Source organism: Undibacterium sp. JH2W, from assembly GCF_049340425.1.
Taxonomy (GTDB): Bacteria; Pseudomonadota; Gammaproteobacteria; order Burkholderiales; family Burkholderiaceae_D; genus Undibacterium.
In genome coordinates, this window is the sequence record NZ_JBMPOT010000013.1 from 24,844 (window position 1) to 47,642 (window position 22,799).

General features: G+C 51.0%; 22 protein-coding genes and 1 pseudogene. 6 read left to right on the forward strand and 17 right to left on the reverse strand.

The annotated features are described in order from the left end of the window. Positions 1-19: 19 nt before the first annotated feature. Genes folK through ACO0LC_RS19660 form a run of 5 tightly spaced genes read right to left on the reverse strand, consistent with a single transcriptional unit; the run spans position 20 to position 4,313 of the window. Positions 20-505: a 2-amino-4-hydroxy-6-hydroxymethyldihydropteridine diphosphokinase gene (gene folK, locus ACO0LC_RS19640; RefSeq protein WP_423006196.1), complete on the reverse strand. Its 486-nt coding sequence runs from the start codon at positions 503-505 to the stop codon at positions 20-22. Continuing rightward, positions 502-1,860, reverse strand: a complete 1,359-nt coding sequence (gene pcnB / locus ACO0LC_RS19645; RefSeq protein WP_423006198.1) for a polynucleotide adenylyltransferase PcnB — start codon at positions 1,858-1,860, stop codon at positions 502-504. Before pcnB ends, folK begins: the two co-directional genes overlap by 4 nt. Further along, positions 1,857-2,534, reverse strand: coding sequence for an HAD family hydrolase (locus ACO0LC_RS19650; RefSeq protein WP_423006200.1), 678 nt, complete (start codon positions 2,532-2,534; stop codon positions 1,857-1,859). Before ACO0LC_RS19650 ends, pcnB begins: the two co-directional genes overlap by 4 nt. A gap of 1 nt (position 2,535) precedes the next feature. Continuing rightward, positions 2,536-3,231 carry a DnaA regulatory inactivator Hda gene (hda, locus tag ACO0LC_RS19655; protein ID WP_423006202.1) on the reverse strand — a complete coding sequence of 232 codons (696 nt, stop codon included), beginning with the start codon at positions 3,229-3,231 and terminating at the stop codon, positions 2,536-2,538. Next, complete coding sequence (locus ACO0LC_RS19660) at positions 3,228-4,313, reverse strand: AI-2E family transporter (protein ID WP_423006204.1); 1,086 nt, start codon at positions 4,311-4,313, stop codon at positions 3,228-3,230. The genes hda and ACO0LC_RS19660 overlap by 4 nt, the downstream gene beginning before the upstream one ends. A 153-nt stretch (positions 4,314-4,466) precedes the next feature. On the opposite strand from ACO0LC_RS19660, the gene purM reads away from it, so the two are divergent. The 3 genes from purM to ACO0LC_RS19675 all read left to right on the forward strand — a co-directional run bounded on the left by purM (position 4,467) and on the right by ACO0LC_RS19675 (position 6,230). Further along, positions 4,467-5,510: a phosphoribosylformylglycinamidine cyclo-ligase gene (purM, locus tag ACO0LC_RS19665; RefSeq protein WP_423006206.1), complete on the forward strand. Its 1,044-nt coding sequence runs from the start codon at positions 4,467-4,469 to the stop codon at positions 5,508-5,510. Between the two features lie 209 nt (positions 5,511-5,719). Further along, positions 5,720-5,947 carry a BrnT family toxin gene (locus ACO0LC_RS19670; protein ID WP_423006208.1) on the forward strand — a complete coding sequence of 76 codons (228 nt, stop codon included), beginning with the start codon at positions 5,720-5,722 and terminating at the stop codon, positions 5,945-5,947. Positions 5,948-5,972: 25 nt separating this feature from the next. Beyond that, on the forward strand, positions 5,973-6,230 hold the full coding sequence (locus tag ACO0LC_RS19675; RefSeq protein ID WP_423006210.1) for a BrnA antitoxin family protein: 258 nt from the start codon (positions 5,973-5,975) through the stop codon (positions 6,228-6,230). Between the two features lie 135 nt (positions 6,231-6,365). Here the strand turns inward: ACO0LC_RS19675 and ACO0LC_RS19680 are convergent, their stop codons facing one another. Together ACO0LC_RS19680 and ACO0LC_RS19685 are read right to left on the reverse strand one after the other, a co-directional pair. Then, on the reverse strand, positions 6,366-7,529 hold the full coding sequence (locus ACO0LC_RS19680; protein ID WP_423006212.1) for a hypothetical protein: 1,164 nt from the start codon (positions 7,527-7,529) through the stop codon (positions 6,366-6,368). Positions 7,530-7,990: 461 nt separating this feature from the next. Next, positions 7,991-8,755 carry a substrate-binding periplasmic protein gene (locus ACO0LC_RS19685; protein WP_423006214.1) on the reverse strand — a complete coding sequence of 255 codons (765 nt, stop codon included), beginning with the start codon at positions 8,753-8,755 and terminating at the stop codon, positions 7,991-7,993. A 108-nt stretch (positions 8,756-8,863) separates the two neighbouring features. On the opposite strand from ACO0LC_RS19685, the pseudogene ACO0LC_RS19690 reads away from it, so the two are divergent. From ACO0LC_RS19690 to ACO0LC_RS19700, 3 genes and pseudogenes are all read left to right on the forward strand, one after another. Continuing rightward, positions 8,864-9,100, forward strand: a pseudogene (locus tag ACO0LC_RS19690) (GNAT family N-acetyltransferase); the annotation flags it as partial. 190 nt (positions 9,101-9,290) lie between these two features. Beyond that, on the forward strand, positions 9,291-10,403 hold the full coding sequence (locus ACO0LC_RS19695; RefSeq protein WP_423006216.1) for an HAF repeat-containing protein: 1,113 nt from the start codon (positions 9,291-9,293) through the stop codon (positions 10,401-10,403). Positions 10,404-10,541: 138 nt separating this feature from the next. After that, complete coding sequence (locus ACO0LC_RS19700) at positions 10,542-10,952, forward strand: lysozyme inhibitor LprI family protein (protein ID WP_423006218.1); 411 nt, start codon at positions 10,542-10,544, stop codon at positions 10,950-10,952. Between the two features lie 150 nt (positions 10,953-11,102). Here ACO0LC_RS19700 and ACO0LC_RS19705 read toward each other — a convergent pair whose 3' ends face one another. The 10 genes from ACO0LC_RS19705 to ACO0LC_RS19750 all read right to left on the reverse strand — a co-directional run bounded on the left by ACO0LC_RS19705 (position 11,103) and on the right by ACO0LC_RS19750 (position 22,799). Beyond that, entirely contained in the window at positions 11,103-12,545 is a 1,443-nt protein-coding gene (locus tag ACO0LC_RS19705) for a slipin family protein (RefSeq protein ID WP_423006220.1), read from the reverse strand. A gap of 317 nt (positions 12,546-12,862) precedes the next feature. Next, a complete protein-coding gene (locus ACO0LC_RS19710) occupies positions 12,863-13,702 on the reverse strand; it encodes a hypothetical protein (protein WP_423006222.1) in 840 nt (279 codons plus the stop codon). A gap of 133 nt (positions 13,703-13,835) precedes the next feature. Then, a complete protein-coding gene (locus ACO0LC_RS19715; protein ID WP_423006224.1) occupies positions 13,836-14,804 on the reverse strand; it encodes an aminoglycoside phosphotransferase family protein in 969 nt (322 codons plus the stop codon). An 80-nt stretch (positions 14,805-14,884) separates the two neighbouring features. Further along, positions 14,885-16,024: a WD40/YVTN/BNR-like repeat-containing protein gene (locus tag ACO0LC_RS19720; RefSeq protein ID WP_423006226.1), complete on the reverse strand. Its 1,140-nt coding sequence runs from the start codon at positions 16,022-16,024 to the stop codon at positions 14,885-14,887. Between the two features lie 148 nt (positions 16,025-16,172). Further along, positions 16,173-16,745, reverse strand: coding sequence for a polymorphic toxin-type HINT domain-containing protein (locus tag ACO0LC_RS19725; RefSeq protein WP_423006228.1), 573 nt, complete (start codon positions 16,743-16,745; stop codon positions 16,173-16,175). 83 nt (positions 16,746-16,828) lie between these two features. Next, positions 16,829-17,692, reverse strand: coding sequence for an RNase adapter RapZ (gene rapZ / locus ACO0LC_RS19730; protein WP_423006230.1), 864 nt, complete (start codon positions 17,690-17,692; stop codon positions 16,829-16,831). 53 nt (positions 17,693-17,745) lie between these two features. Then, positions 17,746-18,687: an HPr(Ser) kinase/phosphatase gene (gene hprK, locus ACO0LC_RS19735; protein ID WP_422954109.1), complete on the reverse strand. Its 942-nt coding sequence runs from the start codon at positions 18,685-18,687 to the stop codon at positions 17,746-17,748. Between the two features lie 102 nt (positions 18,688-18,789). Further along, positions 18,790-19,263, reverse strand: coding sequence for a PTS sugar transporter subunit IIA (locus ACO0LC_RS19740; RefSeq protein WP_423006232.1), 474 nt, complete (start codon positions 19,261-19,263; stop codon positions 18,790-18,792). A gap of 102 nt (positions 19,264-19,365) precedes the next feature. After that, positions 19,366-22,044 carry a sensor domain-containing phosphodiesterase gene (locus ACO0LC_RS19745; protein ID WP_423006234.1) on the reverse strand — a complete coding sequence of 893 codons (2,679 nt, stop codon included), beginning with the start codon at positions 22,042-22,044 and terminating at the stop codon, positions 19,366-19,368. 161 nt (positions 22,045-22,205) lie between these two features. After that, positions 22,206-22,799 carry a hypothetical protein gene (locus ACO0LC_RS19750; protein ID WP_423006236.1) on the reverse strand — a complete coding sequence of 198 codons (594 nt, stop codon included), beginning with the start codon at positions 22,797-22,799 and terminating at the stop codon, positions 22,206-22,208.

Genomic DNA, 22,799 nt, shown 5'->3' on the forward strand with positions numbered 1-22,799 from the left:
TTATCGCCTTGTCAAGCGCTCAGGTAGTGGGTAATTCTTGTATGCGTTGCCCAGCAACGGCATCGACATAATCTTGCGCACTACCTTTGCCGGGGATGCCGATATCAGCAGATAGTTGCAGCAGGGGCAGCAAGACAAAAGCGCGTTCTGTCATGCGTGGATGGGGCACTTGCAAGTTGGCGGTGTTGATTTCTTCATCGCCATACAAGAGCAAATCCAGGTCCAGGGTGCGTGGTGCATTACGGTAGGGACGCTCGCGGCCGTGCGCCAGTTCTATGGCTTGCAGGTGTTGCAGCAAGTCAGCAGCGCCGAGGCTGCTGGCCAGTTCCACTACAGCATTGACATAGTCATCGCCAGTCGAATCGATGGGCGCGCTGCCGTACAGGGCAGACTGCGCCACGAGTGCGCTATCCGGCAATTGCGCCAGCGCGGCTATGGCCTGACTGACAGTGACCCTGGCGTCACCCAGGTTGGCGCCTATGCCTATAAAAACTCGTAGGCTCATTCTTCGGCTGCGGCGGCTGCCTTGCGGGGGGCGCGGCGGCGGGGTTTGCGTTTCTTAGGACCTGCTTCGGCTGCCTTGGGTTTGGTGTTGATGAGGCGGTCACGTTCTGTGCTGTCGCCTTCCATGAAGTCTGTCCACCATTGACCAATTTCTTCATCGATTTCACCAGAGGCGCAACGCAGCAACAGGAAGTCATAACCCGCGCGCAGGCGTGGATGTTCCAGCATCTTGTATGGGGTCTTGCCTACGCGTTTGTCGAAACGTGGTTGCATGGCCCAGATGTCGCGCATGTCTGAGCCTATCTTGCGTTGTATCGCCAGGGCATCGGTCTGGGTGTTCAGTACATCATCGGCTGCCAGGTGCAGGGCAGGGATGGGGAATTCACCGGCAGCTTTATAGGCTTCCCATTTCTCAACGACCTGGTGCCACAGCAGTGAGGCAAACAAAAAGCCAGGTGAAACTCCCTTGCCTTGTTGTACGCGCTCATCGGTATTGGCCAGGGCCAGGGCGACGAATTTTTCGCCCAGGGGTTGCTCCAGCACCACGTCCAGCAAGGGCATCAGGCCATGGTGCAGGCCTTCTTTGCGCAGTTGCTGCAGGCAGGCCATGGCATGGCCGCTGGTCAGCAGTTTCAGGGTTTCATCAAAGACGCGGGCGGCGGGTACATTGTTGATCAATGGTGCCATCACGGCGATAGGTGCGCGGGTGGTGGCGTCTATCGTGAAACCCAGTTTTGCGGCAAAGCGCACCACACGCAGCATGCGCACCGGGTCTTCACGGTAACGTGCTTCTGGTACACCGATGATACGCAGGGTTTTCTTTTTGATGTCTTTCATGCCGCCGTGATAATCGAGCACGACCTGGGATGCCGGGTCGTAGTACATGGCATTCACGGTGAAGTCGCGGCGGGCGGCATCTTCATATTGTTCGCCAAAGGTATTGTCACGCAGCACGCGGCCATGTTCATCCTTGGGTGCGCCATCGGTGGCAGCACCACGGAAGGTGGTCACTTCAAGCAAATCCTGCCCAAACATGACGTGCACGATCTGGAAGCGGCGACCTATGATGAAGGCGCGGCGGAACAGGCGCTTGACCTGCTCAGGCGTGGCATTGGTGGCAATGTCAAAGTCCTTGGGTTTGACACCTGTCAGCAAATCACGCACGGCCCCACCTACCACAAAGGCTTTGAAGCCATTTTCTTGCAGGGTCTGGGTGATGCGTATGGCATTCGCGGACACCAGTTGCGGGTCTATGCCGTGGTCTTTATGACTCAGCACAGTGGGCTTTTGGTTGGCGCTGGCGGCATCGCTCTTGTTTTTTACGCCCAGTATTTTGCGAATAAATTTCTTGATCATTGCTTGTCAAACAGGTGAAGTTGAGGCCAACCTTTTGCCAGCGCATGTGCGCTTAATTTGGCATTGGGATTGGTTGCGACAGGATGGCTGACGCGTTCCAGCAGCGGTATATCGTTTTGTGAATCGCTGTAAAAATAACTATGGTGAAAGTCGCTGAGTTGCAGGTTTTGTTTTACCAGCCAGTCTTGCAGATGCACGACCTTGCCCTCGCCTGAACTGGGCACGCCCAGCAGCTTGCCGGTGATATTACCATTGGCATCAAGCTCAGGCTCTGCCGCCATCAAGTGGTGCACACCCAATGCCGTGGCAATGGGTGCAGTCACAAAACGGTTGGTGGCGGTGATGATGGCGACCAGGTGGTCCTGATCCTGATGTTTTTTGATTAAGTCATAAGCCGCAGGCAGCAATGCAGGTGTGATGACTTCCTGCATGAATTGATGATGCAATTCATCCAGTTTTGCACGCGGGAATTGCGCCAGGGTGCCTAGCGCAAATTCCAGGTATTCCACCGGGTCCAGCGTACCTGCCTGGTATTGCGCAAAAAAATCGGCGTTGCGGCGGGCAAATTCATCGGCATCGACTGCACCAACGCGGCACAGGAACTGGCCCCATTCATAGTCAGAATCAATAGGGATCAGGGTGTGGTCAAGATCAAATAGGGCGATATTGCGCATGCTAGTCTGTCGTAGTATCAAGGCCGGGCATTTGCTGCAACATCAGTTCACGCAGCAAGGGCAAGGTAATGGGGCGCTTGGTGACCAGGGAATAATGGTCGAGCTGGTCGAGGATATCGGTCAGCGAGCTCATGTCGCGGCGGTAATGGGTAATCAGATAGGGTAACACGCCAGGCGACAGTTGTATGCCCCGTGCATGGGCGGCACGCTCCAGTGCGTCTATCTTGTCTTCATCGGTCAGGCCATGGACCTGGTAAATCAGGCCCCAGCCAAAACGGGTGCGCAAATCGTCACGTACATTCAAAATCATGGGCGGGCGATTGCCAGCACCGATCAAAAAGCCGCCACGGGCGCGCGCCTCATTGAACAGATTGAAGGCGGCGATCTGGTTCAGCGGTGGCAATTGGTCGCAATCGTCGAGCAGATAGAGGCTGACGCCTTCAGTAAAGTCAAAGGCGCTTTCCGGCGCATCTGCCGGGATATAACGGGCCGTGTCATTATCTGCCAGCGCGTGCAGCAAATGTGTTTTGCCAGCACCTGGCTCACCCCAGATATACACTGAGCGCTCACCATACTGGCTGGTGATGCGCTGGGCAAACATGCCCAGTAATTGCGCCAGTTCGGCATTTTGCCCCACCACGAAGGTGGCGAGGGACGGCAGTTTTTGCGCGTCCAGGTCGAGTATTAATTGCCTCATGTCTGACTATAAAAATGGCTTTTCAGATAAGACACACGCAAATGCTTGACGGCGACCGAGATCACGGCAGAGGCTGGCAAGGCAATCAGGATGCCAATAAAGCCAAACAATTGTCCGAATGCCATCAAGGCAAAAATCACGGTTAGCGGATGCAAGCCTATGCGCTCGCCCACCAGGCGTGGTGTCAGGTAAAACGATTCCAGCATTTGTCCTATGCCATAAATAATGGCGACCGACAACAGGCCGCTAAAGCCATCAAATTGCAGGATAGCACCAATCAGCGCCAGCACCAGCCCCAGGCCATAACCCAGGTAAGGAATGAACACCAAAAAACCAGTGATGATGCCGACCGGCAAAGCCAGGTCAAAGCGGGCGATGCTGAGTGCCACCGAGTAATACACGGCCAGGACGATCATCACCAGGATTTGCCCGCGCAGGTATTGCGCCAAAATATCATCGACTTCTGCCACTGCATTGGCAGTCACGTGGACAAAGCGGCGCGGGATGAAATGGCTGAGGCGGCGTATCAGTGCATGCCAATCCATTAACAGATAGAACAGCACGATAGGGATCAGCAATAAATTTGCCACCATGCCCAGCACTGCCGTGCCACCGACACGTATCGAATTCAAGACCGCCTTGCCGATGACTTCACCACTGCTGGCCATCTGCTCGGTCAGCAAGGTCTTGATGCCGGTACTATCAAGACGCACCTTGATGCCAAACTCAGTGAGCATGGGGGCCAGCATTTCATCGAGCTTGTCAAAGAAGCGCGGGATTTGATCTTGCAATTGTGGCACTTCTTTTTGCAGAATAGGTATCATGATCAAGACCATGGCCAGCACGGCAGCAATCAGAATCACGATGACCAGGGTCGCTGCCACCGAGCGTGGCAAGCCAAACCTGCGTATGCGTAAGGCGCACAACTTGTCTACCCAGGGTGTCAATACATAAGACAAGATGCTGGCGACGACAAAGGGCATCAGCACAGGACCCAGCAAACCCAGCAAACCCAGCAGGGCAAATGCCAGGGCCAGCCACAGCATGGATTGTTTTTGCTCCGACGTAAAAGTAAATGGCATTTTTAAGCTTGGTTAGTAGTCATTTGTCATCGAATTTACCGTCTGTCCCAAAAAATCAGGGTTTTCGCGGTCAATTTGTTAAAATAGCGCTTTTGCCGGACTTTTCTGGCAATTTCTCTATTTTACCGCCTCCTGCCCCTATTGCCGAATATCATGAGCACTTCTACCCCTGTTTCTCTCTCTTACGCCGACGCTGGTGTCGATATGGTTGCCGGCGACGCGCTGGTTGATGCCATCAAACCCTTTGCCAAACGCACCATGCGCGAAGGTGTCATGGCTGGCATAGGCGGTTTTGGCGCCATGTTTGAAGTCAGCAAAAAATACAAGGAACCTGTCCTGGTCTCCGGCACTGATGGCGTGGGCACCAAGCTGAAACTGGCTTTCCACCTCAACAAACATGACACCGTAGGCATAGACCTGGTGGCCATGAGTGTCAATGACATCCTGGTACAAGGCGCAGAGCCTTTGTTCTTCCTCGACTATTTTGCCTGCGGCAAGCTGGATGTTGCTACGGCAACTGATGTCATCAAGGGCGTGGCCTTTGGTTGCGAACAAGCTGGTTGTGCCCTGATCGGTGGTGAAACAGCCGAGATGCCATCCATGTACCCTAACGGTGAATACGACCTGGCTGGCTTTGCCGTTGGTGCCGTAGAAAAATCCAAGATCATCGATGGCAGCAAGATACAACCGGGCGACGTTATCCTCGGCCTGGCCTCTTCCGGCATCCACTCCAATGGCTTCTCACTGGTGCGCAAGATCATCGAAGTTGCCCAGCCAGACCTGAATGCCGATTTCCATGGCCGCAGCCTGGGTGACGCCCTGATGGCACCAACCCGCATCTACGTGAAACCCCTGCTGGCCCTGATGGAATCCCTGGAAGTCAAAGGCATGGCCCACATCACCGGCGGCGGCCTGGTAGAAAACGTCCCACGTGTACTGGGCGATAAACTGACTGCTGTCCTGCATAAAGACGCGTGGACACTGCCACCCCTGTTCACGTGGCTGCAACAACACGGCGGCGTGGCTGACGCAGAAATGCACCGCGTCTTCAACTGCGGCATAGGCATGGCCGTCATTGTTGCAGCTGAACTGGCTGATGCAGCCCTGGCACAACTGACTGCGGCTGGTGAATCGGTCTACAAGATCGGTGAAATCCGTGCGCGTGAAGGTGATGAGCATCAGACTATTGTGGTGTGATGGCTTGATCGCTAGCTGTTAATGATGACGGGACCTTTCAGGTCCCGTTTTTTTTGGCCGTCTTATTTGCTCGTCTGATTAAGGCGAAACCCGGCAAAGCTGATAATCCTGTCCTATAGTATCAATAAAAATGTCAATACAAATGTCAATACAAATGTAAATACAAATATCAATGCAAAATAAGTGTAACTTATATGTATAGGTGAACAATGCGCTTTGAATGGGATGAAAACAAAAATCAAACCAATATTCGCAAGCGCGGCATAGACTTCAGTGATGCCGCTGATATTTTCAAGCATCCCATGCTGACGCTTTTTGATGGTCGTGAAGATTATGGTGAAGATCGCTGGATTGCCCTGGGATGGATACATAGTGTGATAGGCGTCGTGGTTTATGTGGAAAGGGGGAGATGTTATCCGCACTATCTCTGCCCGTAAGGCAACAAAAATGAGGTGAAACGCTATGAGCAAAGTATCTAAAACAGATTGGAAACGCCTGGAAGCGATGAAAGATAAAGAGATCGACACCAGCGATATTGCCGAGCTGGGAGATGATTTTTTCCAGCGCGCAGAATTACGCACGCCATCCAAGCAGGCCGTGACTATCCGCCTTGATAGTGATGTACTTGAGTGGTTCAAGGAACAAGGCCAGGGTTACCAGACACGCATTAATCAGTTATTACGTGTGTATATGGAGACCAAGCAACAGAAGTCCAATTAAAAGTTCGCTTGTCATTCATTGGCAGCAAGTGAATAAACACGCCTAAAGTAAAAAATCTATGTCAGTGTATGTGTGATTATGCATTGCTATTTGGAGTCGCTTGCAAGTCTAATCGCAACTATCTTGGTTGTCGTATTAACCAAGATTAACGATCAAGTCCGTGCCGAAAGTAATTTGGGCCACATCGCATGCCATGATTATGATTTGACCGATAGTTTGTTTGCTGTGATTTGTACTCATCCACCAACCAGATGTTAATTTGGTAGAGCAATCGCGAATTAAGTCTGGACGTCCAGGATAAAGCTCGTTGGGATCTATCGCTAAGTAACGGCGACTCCGGCCATGTTTGGGGAGCCCTGAAAACCGTTGTGCGAACGATTCATCCCTCTGAATCAGCAAATCGAATATTTGTCTGAGATTGTCAATAGCGTTGCGAGCTGGGTGAAATTGATTTTCGAACGAAAAACCTGTTTGTACCTGAGGTGATTTAGAAGAATGTTGAATAGCGTTTGGATATTGCGAATGCGCTGGATATATTATTGCGCTTGATAAATTCGATTTAGGAACTGAAGTTGATCTCTGTAGTGGTTGGGGTGTAATTTTTTTCCCCTGAATGATAGATAACGGTTCAATGCTTACTGCACTTTCCTTCATGAAAGAAGCAACCATGTCTGGCCCTGGCTTGAATCCGCACAAGATTTCGACACGATCTGCAACAATCTCCAGTAACATTTCGTCTTCGTCAGCTATGATCTGCTGCCACGCCTTTGGAAGGGTTGCTAACATCTGTCGATCTTTAGAAACGTTACGATAATCGTCGCGGGCAGCCTGTATAGCGGCTCCGGAAATAACAGCTGAATGCAATAAATACCGTCTCAATCGCTCCGCGCATTCCTTGACATCACGGTCAACAATATCAAGTTTGTAGACGCGGCGCTCGCCATAATTGCCTTGTTCACCAGGGAGAAAGAAATTCCACTCACGACCATCAGTCAGGATTGCCATGGGTACGCCATCATGAAAGGCATATTCGAACAGCTGTCGCTCGGCTCCATCGCTCTGGCCGATCTGTTTAACCTCAATGAACATGATCGGTTTAGTTGGTGGATTACACAGGGCAAAGTCAACTCGGCGACCACTTAACGAGTATTCTGGCCATACAGAATCGGTGTCGTAAGAGGGCCAGCCGAGGGCGTGAAGTAACCTTAACACGATGCCTTGTGAGACAGATGCCTCATTAGAGAAGCGGCCAGCTCGGATGCCAACACGAATGGCTTCAATTTGTTGTTCAATCTCCATCTTGTTTGCTCCTATAATTTTAGAGGCATTTTACAGGAGGTGTTGATTTAGTGGATTATGTGTCTAGTAAAAGCAAATCTACTCTGAATTGAACAGTATCTTAATAAGACAGGTTTTCACTTGTGTAGATCAGAAACGCTTAATCGTAAGTATGTGATGTTTTAAAATTGAAAGTTATTCTAGCAATGTGCAGTAGCGAGCGATCTCAAATAGGTGCCGGCACTTAAGACATGATTTCGATGCCATCGTCATCCACCAGCTTTAGCACTGCCATGTCAAGACCAGACATAGAAAAATCACGCATATCCTTGCTAGTTAAAACAGCTTCGCCTACGATTTTTTGACTGTTAGAATTTGCAGGCAGCCCAGGCATGCATTTAGCAATGCGTTAACGGCAAATTAATGGAGCTTTGCTGTCCGGGCTTGCACCTATTTCTTTTGGCTTGTGCTTGCGTATAGCTTTAACGTGCATCAGGCGGTGTCACACCAGGCAGCCACTTTTTGTAAATGCGTTCAAAGCTGCCGTCGGCCTTCATGTCATCAAGGGCTTTTTGCCAGCGGTTGGCGACGCTGTCAGGTGTATCACGTGAAAAGGCGATATATTGGACTGCCTGGGTAATCGTGGAAGCAGTCTCTATGTCATTGGCATTGATGCCAGCTGCCAATAGCGTATCAGCAAGCGTCACATCATCAAGGGCCATCAAGGGGGCTCTTCCTGCCACCAGCATGCGCACGGCATCAGCCGGAGTGGGCACAGAGTTGATATTGTTAAAACCCATGCCACGCAGCATTTGCTGCAAATACCATTCTCGCGGAATCAGGATGCGTTCGGCACGCCTGGCTTGTTCCAGATTATCAAAGCGCTGGCCGCCGCGACGAGTATAAAAATGTGCAGTGGTTGCAGAGACAGGGCCCACCCATTTGAATAATTTTTCGCGCTCCGGGGTTCTGGTGGTGACAAATAATCCTACGTTAGGTGTAGTGCTTGCATGGGCATAGGCTCTTGCCCAAGGCACAACTTCGATAGGTGCACTTATACCTAGACGGTTCATGATTTCTTCAACTACTTCAGTACCAAGACCGGCAGCCTTGCCTTTTTGTGAAAAGCTGATGGGTGGATACTCTTCAGTATAGAACCTGAGTGGTGTTTCTTCTGCCATCGCGTCCAGGCTTGCCAGCATACAGAACAGCAACGTGGCCAGGCGACGAACTGGCTGAAAAGACATGATCTTCTCCTCTTTGCATAAGTGGTTTCAATATATGCAGGTGGCAAATAGATGTCAATCTTGTGGGCAAGGGACGTGCACATTCGCAAATAATATAATGGCTTTGCAACACTCGCCCTGCAACATTTACTGAAAGTGGCGCGCAAGGAGTGGCAACTGAAACGCTTGTTTGCCTGCGTTACTGTGAATAATCCCGCGTCCGCAAGGGTACTGGAAAAATGTGGCTTTATCCGGGGCCAACACCTGGCCCGTCTTGCCTGTATAGATGGTAACTGGCTTGATGGCCATGAATTTGCACATGCCCTCACTGCACCTACGTTGCCAGTCCTCGAAGCGATTATATGAGTACGCTGCACCGCTGAACTGCGAGCAAGTGCACTGTAGCTACTGTCCAGATTGTCCGGTTCTGGACAGATATCCAGGGTCGGGTAAGAATAGTGGCAAATAACAATCATTTATCTTTATTGCAAAATAATAATCCTGTATATTTGTTTGCAAATTTCCCGTACGACCTCCCTCCAGAAAGGATATTTGTATGCAGCATGCATTGCGTGGTTCTTTGGTTATGCTGGCTCTGATCGGTGGCCAGGCGGCCGCGTCGACGAGTCACTCACTGGGTATAGAGCGCAAGCAATATGGCGAATCGATAGCCTATGACATGAATGCTGCAGGCCAGGTGGCAGCCGTCATCAAGGAGAAAGATGGTACGCCGCATGCTGTATTTTTTGAAAACGGCAAACTGGTCAAGCTGGAGTTGCCGGGGGAAACCGAGAGTGAAGCCAAGCGTATCAATGACAAGGGGGAGATAGTCGGGTCTTCCAAAAAAGACCAGTCCTGGAGAGCCTTCATCCGCAATCGCGAGCATGGCGTACAAGAGCTGGGCACCCTGGGGGGCTCCAATAGCTATGGCGCTGCCATCAACAACGCAGGGCTGGCAGCAGGGTTTTCGGACACCCGCAATCATGAATTGCATGCCTTCCTCTATACCCCTGGCGAAGAACTCAAAGACCTGGGGACCCTGGGTGGCAGAATCAGTTACGCCAGCGGTATTAATAATCCTGGCCAGGTGGTGGGCACTGCGATGATCACAGACGGTTCGCGCCATGCCTTTTTATATGACAAGGCCACCGGCATGCGAGACCTTGGCACCCTGACAGGTCGCTATAGTTCAGCAACAGCGATCAATGATCACGGTGTCGTCGTCGGCACTGCAGAAATGAAAGACCGTCGCTGGCATGCCTTTATCCATGATGGCAAACAGATGATAGACCTGGGCGCAAAAATTGGTTTTGGCGACAGCTTCGCCACTGGTATCAATAATGAAGGCCATGTCGTTGGCGTGGTAGATACCCAGGACATGCGCTTATCCTTTGTCTGGCGCGACAATAAAATGACCTTGCACCCGGCTGGCAAAAGCCTTTACCTGACCAATGCCATCAACAATGCCGGTCAAGTCATAGGTGCCAGCTATGACCGCGGCCTGAATGCCGCCACCATGCCTTCCAATGCCATCCCCTTTGTTGATGTGGGTGGCGACAAAATCCTGTTCTTTAATGTGTTGACGGTATTGCTGGCTGCTGGCATTGCCATATTCCGCAAACGTCTCAAGGGTTTGTTTTTTGATGGCAGGTTGATTTTCAGGACCTGATGCACTCTAATTGCGGAACCCAGGCAAGATATGCAATGCTATTATTGCAATTTGTATTGCCGCCTGGGCTGCGCATAGTGGCAAGGAAACCTAAAGAGTCCGGCAAAATTCCCAACGACCCCGTCTATTCATAAACATATGCAAGCCAGATACAAACTTATCTTTATCTTGACCGCAGCTTTGAGCACTACCCTTTCATTGCCAGCATATGGCAGAGCTGGGCCAGCACGCAGTGCCGAATATAATAAATGCATGGACAAATCGGAGGGGGTTGACCCGGTCATGCTCGATTGCATATCTGCTGAATATGACCGCGTCGACAAACGCCTCAACAATGCCTATAAAAAACTGATGGCTAAACTCAAAGCTGAGCGAAAAAAGGAATTGCAGGAGGTGCAGCGGCTGTGGCTGAAATTTAGCGATGCTAACTGCCAGTTTTATTATGATCCCGATGGTGGCACTTCTGCCAGAATGAGTGCAAATGAATGCTCTGTGACGGCCAGAATATTGAGAGCTGAAGAACTTGAGTTACTCACTCCTGACTATTGAAATATTCAGTTCGCCACCGCTTATGAGTGACAGGCCAGCACTGCTGCTTTTGAGCTGACTAAATCAGGTGCACCAGACCAGGCGCAATAGCCAGCTCAGTGCGGACAACAATTTCAGTTGGCAGGTGTTATCCGCACCGTGTTAAGGTTTTTATTTGTCGATTGCAGGCTTGAATGCAGCGACTTGTTTGAGCAAGCTTTCCAGGCCGCCATAGACACTGATCTTATCGATTTTCTCTGTCATTTTTTCCAGCGTCTCCAGTTCCTTGAGACGCAAGGCAACCGGATTATCTTCCATCACCCTAGAAGTATTCATCAGTGATCTGGTGGCAGCAGTTTCTTCGCGGCGGCGTATCACATTGACTTGCGCCGCTTTTTCTGCTTCCACTACCTTGGCCAGCATGGTTTTTATTTCACCCGGCAAGATCAAATCCTTAATACCCAGGCTGACGATTTCTATACCCTGGGCCTGGGCTTTTTGAGCGACATACTGCAAGATCTGCCCATCAGTTTCATTCTTGTTTTCCAGCAGCCCATCCAGCGTTTTGCTGCCCACTGCAGCCCGCAGGGCGAACTGGATCTCCTTGTATATAAAATCCTTGTAGTCATTCAGGCTGGCCAGCATCAATGGCGCATCGATGATCTTGTATCCTGCCGTGGCATTGACGCGCAAAGGCACCTTGTCTTGCGTCAGCATTTCCTGGACGGTAATTTCCAGCGTCGTCAGGCGGGTATCAATGACAGTCAGGCTCAGGCGGTTTCCACCATGCCAGTAGGCATAAAAACCGGGTTTCAAACTGGCATGGAAAACGCCGTCAATGTAAAGCATGCCGACATGTTCGGAAGGTACTTCATAACTGGTGACATGCTTTGCCAGCAGGCCAGCGATGCTGGTATTGCTGCGCATGGCCAGTACGATATGCTCTTCAAGGGCGCGTGGGGCCTGTTCCAGAGAAATCAGTTCCAGCTTCAAGTCGCTGCTGGCAAGCGCAGGCGTTGCCTGGCTGGTGACATGCACCAGTTCATTCTTGTTCCACCAGACGGCAAGTTGCTGGTCACTGGTTTCAATTTTCTTCAGTTGTGTGCTTAATACTGCATGCCCACTGGCGATGATGGCTTGTACGACATCCTTGGCATCAATAACCTGTGATTGCTTGCAGAGAGTCAGCCTGGTCTTGGGCCAGACCTCAAAATAGGCATGCCGCCCAGGCAGCAGAAAATCGCGAAAACTTTCTTCAGCAAACAAGAGCCCATAAGAACCGGCTGCTATGGTGAGCTGTTTTATGCAGCCTACAGGTACGCCTGCGGGCAGCTGCTCCAGCCATGCAACTGGCACTTTCAAGTCTGCTGCAATGTGGGTCTTGAACCCCTTGACACCCAGACCCTGCTTCCAGAAAGCCTGCAATGAATTTGGCGCGACACAAAGAAATTGCTGGCCGCTACAAACCAGTGCCACTTCATCATGGGCAGTTTGTACAATGTCCAGATGAGCTTCCAGTTCTTGCTTGTGATGGGCATTCAGCCATTCCAGCTTGCTGATGCTGGCTGGGAAATCCGTCAGATTAGAAAGTGTTAACTTCTTTGACCATGGCAAAAAATGGCTGCCGCTGGCCAGTATTTTTTCAAAACCATTTGGGCCATATCAGGTATGCGCAGGGGCTGGTAAAAAGTACCGATGCACCTGGATTTTGAAGACACCGATAGATGGCATGCTAATGCCTGGCCTGTAAAGGTTTTAGGTTACCAGGCCCAGAGATAATAGAGGTGGCAATTTGATGTCTTGTTACATTACGCCTCCTATTGACTGTATCCCGTAGTCAGTAGGAGGCATTCAGGAGGTATATGCTTGATGCATACTCTTACGCCTCACTAAATTGAGGCAAGTAAGATCAATCACAATTTGAAGGCCAACTAATTTTTTAGATTTCCACTGATAAATGGCTGGAAACCTTCTGTTGCAGACAATCGCTTTCTATAACAGGCAGTATTTTTCTGTAAAGTAATCCAATATGGCTCGCTCGTACTTAATTCGGCTTCCTTGCAAATGGCCTTGATCGTAACGATAGAAGAATTGCCTTTGCCTGGCATTTTCATGGCAGTAAATCCAAGCTTGAAATCTTCGGTTGGATTATATGTTTCTATGGTCGTGGCGGTTGCCATTTGAATCTTCATATCGGAAGTTTTCACAATATAAATTTCAGTGAGCGAAAATAGTTTGTCGCATTCAGTTTTTGACTGACAAGTGATTTTTGAGCTTTCTTCGGCGCGAGCAATTTTTTGACTTAATTGGAGTTGCTCATCTTTTTCCTGGCCTACCTTTTGTATGGTGAGCGCCAGATCTTCGTCTTGCTTTAATTTTTTCTGACGTTGTTCTTCTTGCCAGTTGTCGGCTGTCATCGTCATCCTGAAGATTTTATTAGGGCCTTGATTGAACCATTTTATATCTGGATCCGGCGTATATTTTTCTTTGGTGAAGGTGATCTCTCTGGCTTCCATCTGGCCACCTTCAAAGAGACCATTGGTCATTCTCGCACTTACTTCACATGCGCCAGTCGCATCGCTTATACAAGAATTGTGCGTGGTTTTTTTGCTGTAGACGTCAAAAAGATCAAAACTGATTTTCACACCTGCGATAGGTGTTTTTTCATTCCTGTCTGTTACCTCAGCCCGCCATTTCATGTCCACATCAGCAAAAGCAGGCAAGGATGCTATCACTAGCATTCCTGCTACGCACTTCATCAAGTTTTTCAAAGTATTTTCCTTTTTTATCAGATTCTAGTTCCAGATATCGCATATGTCGTTGCGATTGTAACGGAATCATAAGGATAATGCGTGATGATGCAGGCTGGTGGTAGCTGCTGTAAAGCGGACAGCGCGCCTGCCTTCACAGCGGAAACATCTGCTCAGCCACCTGCTCCCAGCTATCTCGCGGCCCACTAGCGGGCACTTGTTGCATGCAAAACGTGACATCAGAATCTGGCCTGATCAGCATATAGGCGGTCAACTGGCGTTGCAGTTCTGCTGTGCTGATATCCTCAATGCCACCGTAGGCTTGCAGCAAGGCTTTAAGAAGCAAAGGATTGCCTTGTGCCATGAAGATCATGGGTGTCAGGATTTCCAGGCGGTCGCTGTTGCCGGCGATGGCATCACCAAAGTCCAGCAAGCCGCTTAACTTCCACAGGCCCTGTTCCTGCTTTGCCATCAAGTTCCAAGGGTGTATATCCATATGGATGAAACGCAATTCATCTGCCCTGGCAAAATCGCCTGCTTGCTCCAGATAAGTCATGACCTGGGCCAGCAGAACCTCGGGCATTTTTCTGCGCTGGTGCCTGGCCATGCAATCAGCGATCAGCTTCTGTATATAGCCAGACCAGTCGACCTTGATGGCGATGTCAGCATCAAGCTTCACGCTGCCCAGTTCGCGCATGAGCTGGCCAGTCTGCTGCATGATGGCGAGTTTTTCTTCCAGCGCCAGAGAGGGCCATATGTCAGCCAGCAAAGTGCCATGCAAACGGCTGCTGATGATGAATACCCAGCCGTCAATCTCGCCGCTACCTAGCAGCCTTGGTGTCTGCAATGATAGCTTGCCCTCAAGCAGTGGCGTCACCAGAATTTCTTTGTCACCCTGACGCCGCCAGTTGGGTGGCACCAGTTTGACGATCACTTCATCACCGAGGCTAAACAAGGCATTTGCCCCTAGAGGGATTTTCTCCCAGTTGCCAGCTGGCAGATCAAATGTCTGCTGCAGATAGTCCAGTACTGGTAGCCAGGCTGGCAAAGCCGACTTTGAGATATAGTCATTGCACGTCGGATTGTCCAGATTTTGTGGCAGGCAGTTGAGGCTAATGGTCATGAGGATGTATAGAGAAAATAAGCAAAAAATATGGGGACCATCAAGGTCCCACATACCAGCACAGGAGTACTATTAAACCATCAAGGCAAACGCGCATTATCCTGCTTGAGCTTGAACACTTCCACACCTATCGCATAGCCGACAAAGCCTTTGTCTGTAGGCAGCAGGCGTATCTTGTTGACGGCGCGGCCCATGGGCACGTGTTTCCAGGTCTGGCCGCCATCGGTGGTTTGGTAGCCGCCATCGATGGCGCCTACCCAGCCGGTCTTGGCATCGATGAAGCCTACGCCAAATTCCCTGACCTTGATGTCGTTGACCAGGGGGATTTCTTTCCAGCTCAGGCCGCCATCTTCAGTCTTGGCGACATAGCGCTGGCTGGTGGCAGGATCTGGGTTATAGCTCTGTATCGTCACATAGCCAGTGTCGCGGGTAGGGAAGCTGGCTTTCCAGGTGATTTCATTGAAGCGGGTCGATTCGTAGACAGTTTTCCAGGTGGCACCACCGTCCCTGGTCAAGATGATGCGGGCGTGCGATTTCTCGGTGTCGCTGCTGGAGGCACCGATGACAAAACCGGTATTGGCATCAAAGAATTTGACGTCAAGTATCATGCCTGTGTACGGCGTCATGTCTATGCTTTTCCAGCTATTGCCACCATCCAAAGAACGCAGCAAGGTAGCTGGGCCACCAACGCGGCCACCTGCATGGATGACGGTTTTTTCTGCACCGCCAGATTTGTCATGCAAGATGTCTATGCCACACAAGCCCTTGATGCTGATACCTTCCATGCCTCTGGCGACTTGCCAGGTGGCACCGCCATCGCGGGTTTCATACAGCGGCGTGGTATCGGTGACGCCTGGGTAGTAATCCGTCCCTATATTACCCGCATAGCCGTGCATGGCATCGACAAAACCCACAGTGCGAAAGAAGGTGCCGGGCTTGGATAATTGTTCCTGCCAGTTTTGACCACCATCGCTGGTCTGGTAAATCTTGCCGCCGCCGTTGACATACCAGCCCAGGTCTGGATTGACAAAGTAGATGTCATCCTGCTTGCCTTTGTAGGCGACGGTATTGAGCTTGCTCCAGGCGGCATCTGTGCTTAATTGATAGTGCGGTGTGGTGGCTTGTGGTGCTGTGCTACATGCCGTGAGGCCCAGGCTTAACAAGCCGCTCAATATAGTCGCTGTTGTCGCCGTCCAGATTTTTTGTGGTTTGGTTTTCATTTTTATTTTTTGAATTCAGGGATGATGGAGATGCTTGGACTTGCCTGGATGATGGAAGTTTCTTGAACTATTTATTGCCTTGGGAAATATGCGATCGCTATATTGTGTACCTGTCGCGGTCCTGGCGATGAGTCAATTGCATCCCATCTCATTTATTGTGCACCCAGACACCGAGTTTTTCTACATAGTAGGTGTGGTATTCATCTACTTCTATGTTGTAGACGCGTGCGGATTCGCCAGTTTGCTTGACCTTGGTTACTAAGAGGTTGCCAAAATTGGCAGCTTCCAAAGTACTTCCAAATCTTAATTCACCACATGGAACCCATCCCACCTTACTTACATAAAATGGATGATCCGGGGTCACACGTAGAGGACTGGCTACTTTCTCGCCACCTGGTTGTACATAAGTGATATGCACAATCGGTTTGTCATCATAGATAAAAGTTTTAGTGACTTGTTTGTAAAAATATTCTTGTTCCATTCGAATATGAGAAGGCGTGTCTTCATTCTCCGGATAAGACAACACCCAATCCCCGACACAAATATCCTCTATGGGTTTCAAACCTTCCTTGGTATGCACTAATGTGCCAGCGACAAAACAAGCCTTATCCCTGGGCATCTCAATTGCAGCAGTCATAGTGACGGATTGAGTTGAATTGCCATTGTTTTCTATGGCACTGATTTGAAGATGTTTTGCCGGGATAATATTGAAGACGCGCATGCTTTATTGTTATCAGTGTTGTAAAAGCTGAGTATGGCCGTCAGCGATGATCAAACTAAGGAATGGCATGCCTGGGCTCTGCCTCAAGTCAAACGCCTGTGCCTGACCAGCACCTGCTCCTGCGCCTTGAAATGCGCAGCGAGTTTTTCCACCATGTAGACAGAGCGATGCTGGCCGCCGGTGCAGCCTATGGCGACGGTCAGGTAGCTGCGGTTGTCGCGTTTGAAGGCGGGTAGCCATTTGCTGATGAACTGGTGGATATCGCTATACATCTCGTCCACCATGGCTTGTTCTTTGAGGAACTGGATGACGGGTTCGTCGCGGCCGGTCAGCGGGCGCAGCACGGGGTCGTAATGGGGGTTGGGCAGCATGCGTACGTCGAAGACATAGTCGGCATCCAGCGGCACGCCTATCTTGAAGGCGAAGGATTCAAACATCAGTGTCAGCGGGGTATAGCCTATCTGTATGACATCCTTGACCCAGGCGCGCAGTTTGTTGGCGGACAAGTCGCTGGTATCGATGACATGGGCCACGACTTGTATGCCTGAGAGGATTTCGCGTTCTTCCTGTATGCATTCGGTCAGGCTGAGTCTGTCGCCGGGTTCTTTATCGAGGCCCAGGCGGTGTGACAGTGGGTGGCTGCGGCGGGTTTCTGAAAAACGCGCGACCAGGGATTCTGTGCTGGCGGTCAGGAACAGGACTTTGACATTATGGCCCTGGTCACGCAGGGTCTGGATAGAGTCGGGCAAGCCCGTCAATAAATTAGCGCTGCGGGTATCAATGGCGATGGCGGCCGAGGGTATGCCTTCGCGCGTCAGGGTGTTGATGAGCTCGGCCAGCAGGCTGGGCGGCAAATTGTCGACGCAATAATAACCGGCATCTTCAACCACATTCAGAGCTACCGATTTGCCAGAGCCGGAGATACCGGAGATAAGCAGGATTTCCATAGCGGATACCGTCGTGGGTAATTACAGCAATTAGTCGTGGACAATCAAATCAGTTAGTCACCGTTTTCCATGGCGCGTCGTTGCCGCTCCATGAAATCTTCCAGCGTATTAATGCCACGTAATTGTAATATGGTATTGCGTACCGCTGCTTCCAGCAAGACCGCAATATTGCGGCCAGCAGCCACCGGGATGACGACTTTTCTGATCGGCAAACCCAGCACTTCTTCGGTTTGCGAATCGATGGGCAGGCGCTCGTAATTTTCTTCCAGGGTGCTACGGCGCACCAGGTGTACGATGAGTTTCAGGCGCATCTTGCGGCGTACTGCAGTTTCACCAAAGATGGTCTTGATATCGAGCAAGCCCAGGCCGCGCACTTCCAGCAGGTTTTGCAGCAATTCGTGGCAGCGGCCTTCTATCATATTGGGGGCGATGCGCGAAAATTCGACGGCGTCATCAGCCACCAGGCCATGGCTGCGGGAAATCAATTCCAGCCCCAGCTCGCTCTTGCCCAGGCCAGATTCACCAGTGATCAGCACACCCACACCCAGCACGTCCATGAAGACGCCATGCATGGTTATTTTTTGTGCGAGTTTTTTCGACAGATACACGCGCAGATAATCAATGACTTGCGCTGATGGATAAGGCGTGGAAAACAGCGGGATATTATTATCGTCGCAAGTCGTCAAAAATGCCGGCGGTGATTCCAGACCTTGCGCTACGATCAGGGCAGGCGGTGCACCAGCGACCAGTTCACGCATGAGGTTATTGCGTGAGGCATTCGACAGGCGGTTGTAATACGAGAGTTCCTGGTGGCCCAGCACTTGTATGCGGCCAGGGTGGATCAGGTTCAAATGCCCGACCTGATCGGCAGAGGAAGCTGCATCGCCCGTGATTTGCTTGTCCGCGCCAGCAAAACCGGCAAACCAGCCCAGTTGCATGGTGTCGCGGTTATCGTCGTAGATTTTTTGTACCGTGAGTTCTGTCAATGATGGCATGGCTATATGGGCTGAATCTGACGATATGCTACTGGGTGGCTGGGAGGGATAACTAGGCGAGTCTGGTGGCCATGCGCATGCATGGCTGCCTCAGACCTTCAATCAGGCATTGCCAGGCAAATTGGGGCGCCATGCCATGATTTTTTCATAAATTGCCGCCGCACTGGCTTCTGTGTTGAGGCTATCGCGGAAAGTTTCATTGGACAGCATCTCGGCCACTTCAGACAGGATTTCCAGATGCTGTTGCGTGACATTGTCAGGCATGAGCAAGAAAATCAGCAGGCTGACCGGCTGGCTGTCGGGTGATTCAAAAGGAATCGCCTCTTTGAGCCTGACCAGGGCGGCAATCGGAGCTTTCAAGCCCTTGATGCGGCCATGCGGAATGGCCACGCCGTGGCCCAGCCCGGTAGAGCCCAGGCGTTCACGGGCAAACAGGTTATCGGAGACAACTGAGCGCGCTATGCTGCAATTATTTTCGAATAACAGCCCGGCCTGTTCAAATGCTCTTTTTTTGCTGGAGACTTCCAGATCCAGCAGTACGTTGTTGAGAGGCAGGATTTTTGCAATATTCGTCATGGTGCAAGATCGTTTTACAGCGAAATGGTGCGATGCACAAAATTGGGTTTTGACAAATTATAGGCTTCTTTTGGGCGCTATGCGCAAAACTTGACAACACTTTTAACGAACGTTGTCTCTTAGTAATTTTTCAAATTTATCAACTGGCAGTGGCTGGCTGAAATAAAAGCCCTGCATTTCCTGGCAACCAGAGTCGGCCAGGAAGAACATCTGATCGGCTTTTTCCACGCCTTCTGCAGTGACACTCATGCCCAGCGCCTTGGCCATGGCGATGATGGCATGCGTCAATACCACGGAATCCTGGTTCTCTGGTATCTCGCGAATAAAGGAGCGATCTATCTTGAGATTGTCGATAGGGAAGCGTTGCAAATAAGATAAAGATGAGAAACCTGTCCCAAAATCGTCGAGCGAAATACTGATACCGAGTTTCTTGATGGCAGCAAATACCGGCAGCAGCAAGTCCACATCACCCATCAGCAAGCCTTCGGTGATCTCCAGTTGCAGGGCAGAGGGGGGCAAGCCTACTTCCTGCAAGACTTGTTCTATGTATTTTGGCAAGCCAGGGTCCTGGAATTGCTTGGGCGAGATATTCACGCTGATCACCAGGTCGGGCGAATACTGTTCGCGCCATAACTGGGTTTGCAGGCAAGCCTGGCGTAAAATCCAGCGACCCAGCGGCAGGATGAGGCCAATTTCTTCCGAGATGGGGATGAATTCATTCGGTGGTACCAGGCCGACGTCCGGCATTTGCCAGCGTATCAGCGCTTCGGCCCCCACCACGCATGAGGTGCTGAGGCAAATCTTGGGCTGGTAATACACCAGGAATTCATTATCCGTCAGGGCACGGCGCAGATTGGTTTCCAGCGCATAACGGTGCTGGGCACGGACATTCAGCTCAGTGGTGAAGAACTGGTAGTTATTGCGGCCAGATTCCTTGGCATGGTACATGGCGGAATCGGCACAACGCATGAGCGTAGGGCCGTCTTCACCATCATGCGGATAGACGCTGATACCGATAGAGGTGCCCAGATGGTATTCATTGCCATCGATGACAAAGGGATCGCGCATGCGCGCCAGCACGCGTTCTGCCAGGTCCTTGAGTTGCATGGCATCTTCAAAGGCTTCGGCAACGATGACGAATTCGTCACCACCCAGGCGGGCCAGCATATCGCTGGTACGTATGCAAGAACTCAGGCGTGAAGAAACATCGCGCAAGAGCGTATCACCAGCGGCATGACCAGCCGTGTCATTGACGTTTTTAAAACGGTCAAGATCAAGGAACAGCAGGGCCAGGCGGTGTTGGGTACGCTTGGCATTGGCCAGCGCCTTGTTGAGGCGTTGATTGAGTTGATGGCGATTCGGCAAGCCAGTCAGGGCATCATAAGAAGCCATGAAGTGCAACTGCCTTTGTGTCTCGCGCACCTCGGTTGTGTCGGTGAATGAAATCAATACGGCAGAAACACTGGTGCTGCTTTTTTTGTTGATAGGCAGGATATTCACCAGCAGCCAGACGATGGAGCCGTCACGTAACTCCACCCCCGTCGATAAATTCAAAATCGGTGCCTTGTTGCGAAATACCAGTGAGACTGGATCATCGCCCATGCGTATCGATTGCCCCTCGTCGCCGAGTATGCTCTTGAAATAACGATGGCGCTTGCCTACGGTGTTGATGTCATCTATCTTCAGGATGCGCTGGGCACTGGGGTTGCAGGTCAGGATCTGGCCGCCTGGGCCTATCATCATGATGCCTTCACTGAGATTGGTGACCACGGAGCGATAGCGTTCTTCGCTTTCCTCCAGGCTTTGCTCCATGTTCTTTTTGTCTATCGCCAGACCGATGAGATCGCAGGCATCCATCATCATGGCTTGCTCATCTTCATTCGGGCTATGTACCTTCTGGTGATACACGTCGACCGTGCCTAGCAGGGTATTGAAGGCGGTCGTAATCGGTAAAGACCAGCAGGAGCGCAAGCCATAACGCAAGGCTGGTTCACGCAAATTCTTCCACAGCGGGCTGACGGCAATGTCCTGGACGATGGTGGTGCGCTGGTAGAAAATCGCTGCCGAGGCCGAGCCCGAGCTGGTATCGACCGGCACATTGCCCAACAAGGCGCAAAAGCCGTCGGGTAGCGAAGGGCCAGCCCCAAAACTCAGTTGCTGGGTACTCGCATCAAACAGGGTGATCGCGCATAAGGCACCATTGTCGAGCAGGCGTTCCATGCGGTCACAGACGTCTTCCAGGATATCGGTCAGGGGTTTGTCCAGCGCGATCATCTCGAGGATTTCTTTCTCGTGATGCAGGGCTTCATGAACGCGGCTGGATTTGTAGCGGACTTGATCGATGATGGGGAGGGCGGTGACAGTCGTGTTGTCGCGGGGGTTGAGACGGGAGCTTACTTCGCGCGCCGTCAACAAGATGGCAGTTTGTTCATTAAAACTGAATTGCGTACCCCGGACTTCTATATCAAGCAATTGCCCATCCAGGCGTATGCATTGACAGGTATGCTTGCTTTGCGCTCCCTCTTGCCGCAGTTTTTGCAAGATGGCCCTGGCGCCTTCATGATGCCGCCCATGCAAGAAAGCTTCAGGTTTCAAGCCTATCAATTGCTGGGCGTCACCGGCATGCATGAGTTCTACACCGGCGGGATTGGCATACACCAGACTGTCGTCGATCAGCACATACATCGCGTCCGGGTTATGTTCCAGCAAGGCCATGTGCCAGTCTGAACTGGCGACAGGCTCGCGTGGGCGGGTGCTTGAAAACGGGACCGGAATTATCACGACAACAATCTATAAAACGAATAAGTCTGCTTACTTTACATCAAGCAAGTTCTAAGGACAATGATGGTAATTCGCTAGTATTAAAAACATATGACGCCAGAATAGACGAAAAATCACCAAGGCGCGTTACCACTTTTACCCGTACTACATGCCTTCAGACTTTACTTCAAATCAAAGCGAACAAACAAAAAAAGTACGTCGCCATTACCCTTGTTTTTGGAAAAACGTGGGACATAAGTTGCCATCAGCTTGGTGCTGCGTGTACCTATCGAGGCTATCGGCAAGACGGCGGGAAAAGGGATGCCACCAAAGTAATCGGTACGGCTGATCATCACGCCCGTCAGGCCACCACCGACTTCAACCGTATCACCCAGGGTCTTTGTCCATTGATAGGCATAGCCAGCCATGGGCTGGGGTTTGAAATGCGAATCCGAAATCATCATTGCATACAGGGATTCTTCATTATCGTCCTTGGTGCGTATGGCTTTGGTAAAGCCCAGGCCCCAGGTATTTTCATTCAATTCAGCAATTCTTTCCTTGGTGTAAGTACCTCGGCCATGATGAGTATGGCCAGCCACCATCAGCGACAAATCACCTTCATCCAGGATTTTATTGGCCCTGGCTTTGGCACTATCCCACCAGCCCATTTCTTCAGGGGCAGGAGTACTGGTCGTTTGCGCCTGGGATGCCGCGCAGAACATGAAACTGGAGACGCACAAGGCAGCGCCCAGCGAGAAATTTTTGAATTTCAACAT

What these genes read in the sequence shown, in the direction of transcription:
- folK (WP_423006196.1), bottom strand. Translation starts at nt 505, where the DNA reads ATGAGCCTACGAGTTTTTATAGGCATAGGCGCCAACCTGGGTGACGCC.
- pcnB (WP_423006198.1), bottom strand. Translation starts at nt 1,860, where the DNA reads ATGATCAAGAAATTTATTCGCAAAATACTGGGCGTAAAAAACAAGAGC.
- ACO0LC_RS19650 (WP_423006200.1), bottom strand. Translation starts at nt 2,534, where the DNA reads ATGCGCAATATCGCCCTATTTGATCTTGACCACACCCTGATCCCTATT.
- hda (WP_423006202.1), bottom strand. Translation starts at nt 3,231, where the DNA reads ATGAGGCAATTAATACTCGACCTGGACGCGCAAAAACTGCCGTCCCTC.
- ACO0LC_RS19660 (WP_423006204.1), bottom strand. Translation starts at nt 4,313, where the DNA reads ATGCCATTTACTTTTACGTCGGAGCAAAAACAATCCATGCTGTGGCTG.
- purM (WP_423006206.1), top strand. Translation starts at nt 4,467, where the DNA reads ATGAGCACTTCTACCCCTGTTTCTCTCTCTTACGCCGACGCTGGTGTC.
- ACO0LC_RS19670 (WP_423006208.1), top strand. Translation starts at nt 5,720, where the DNA reads ATGCGCTTTGAATGGGATGAAAACAAAAATCAAACCAATATTCGCAAG.
- ACO0LC_RS19675 (WP_423006210.1), top strand. Translation starts at nt 5,973, where the DNA reads ATGAGCAAAGTATCTAAAACAGATTGGAAACGCCTGGAAGCGATGAAA.
- ACO0LC_RS19680 (WP_423006212.1), bottom strand. Translation starts at nt 7,529, where the DNA reads ATGGAGATTGAACAACAAATTGAAGCCATTCGTGTTGGCATCCGAGCT.
- ACO0LC_RS19685 (WP_423006214.1), bottom strand. Translation starts at nt 8,755, where the DNA reads ATGTCTTTTCAGCCAGTTCGTCGCCTGGCCACGTTGCTGTTCTGTATG.
- ACO0LC_RS19695 (WP_423006216.1), top strand. Translation starts at nt 9,291, where the DNA reads ATGCAGCATGCATTGCGTGGTTCTTTGGTTATGCTGGCTCTGATCGGT.
- ACO0LC_RS19700 (WP_423006218.1), top strand. Translation starts at nt 10,542, where the DNA reads ATGCAAGCCAGATACAAACTTATCTTTATCTTGACCGCAGCTTTGAGC.
- ACO0LC_RS19715 (WP_423006224.1), bottom strand. Translation starts at nt 14,804, where the DNA reads ATGACCATTAGCCTCAACTGCCTGCCACAAAATCTGGACAATCCGACG.
- ACO0LC_RS19720 (WP_423006226.1), bottom strand. Translation starts at nt 16,024, where the DNA reads ATGAAAACCAAACCACAAAAAATCTGGACGGCGACAACAGCGACTATA.
- ACO0LC_RS19725 (WP_423006228.1), bottom strand. Translation starts at nt 16,745, where the DNA reads ATGCGCGTCTTCAATATTATCCCGGCAAAACATCTTCAAATCAGTGCC.
- rapZ (WP_423006230.1), bottom strand. Translation starts at nt 17,692, where the DNA reads ATGGAAATCCTGCTTATCTCCGGTATCTCCGGCTCTGGCAAATCGGTA.
- hprK (WP_422954109.1), bottom strand. Translation starts at nt 18,687, where the DNA reads ATGCCATCATTGACAGAACTCACGGTACAAAAAATCTACGACGATAAC.
- ACO0LC_RS19740 (WP_423006232.1), bottom strand. Translation starts at nt 19,263, where the DNA reads ATGACGAATATTGCAAAAATCCTGCCTCTCAACAACGTACTGCTGGAT.
- ACO0LC_RS19750 (WP_423006236.1), bottom strand. Translation starts at nt 22,799, where the DNA reads ATGTTGAAATTCAAAAATTTCTCGCTGGGCGCTGCCTTGTGCGTCTCC.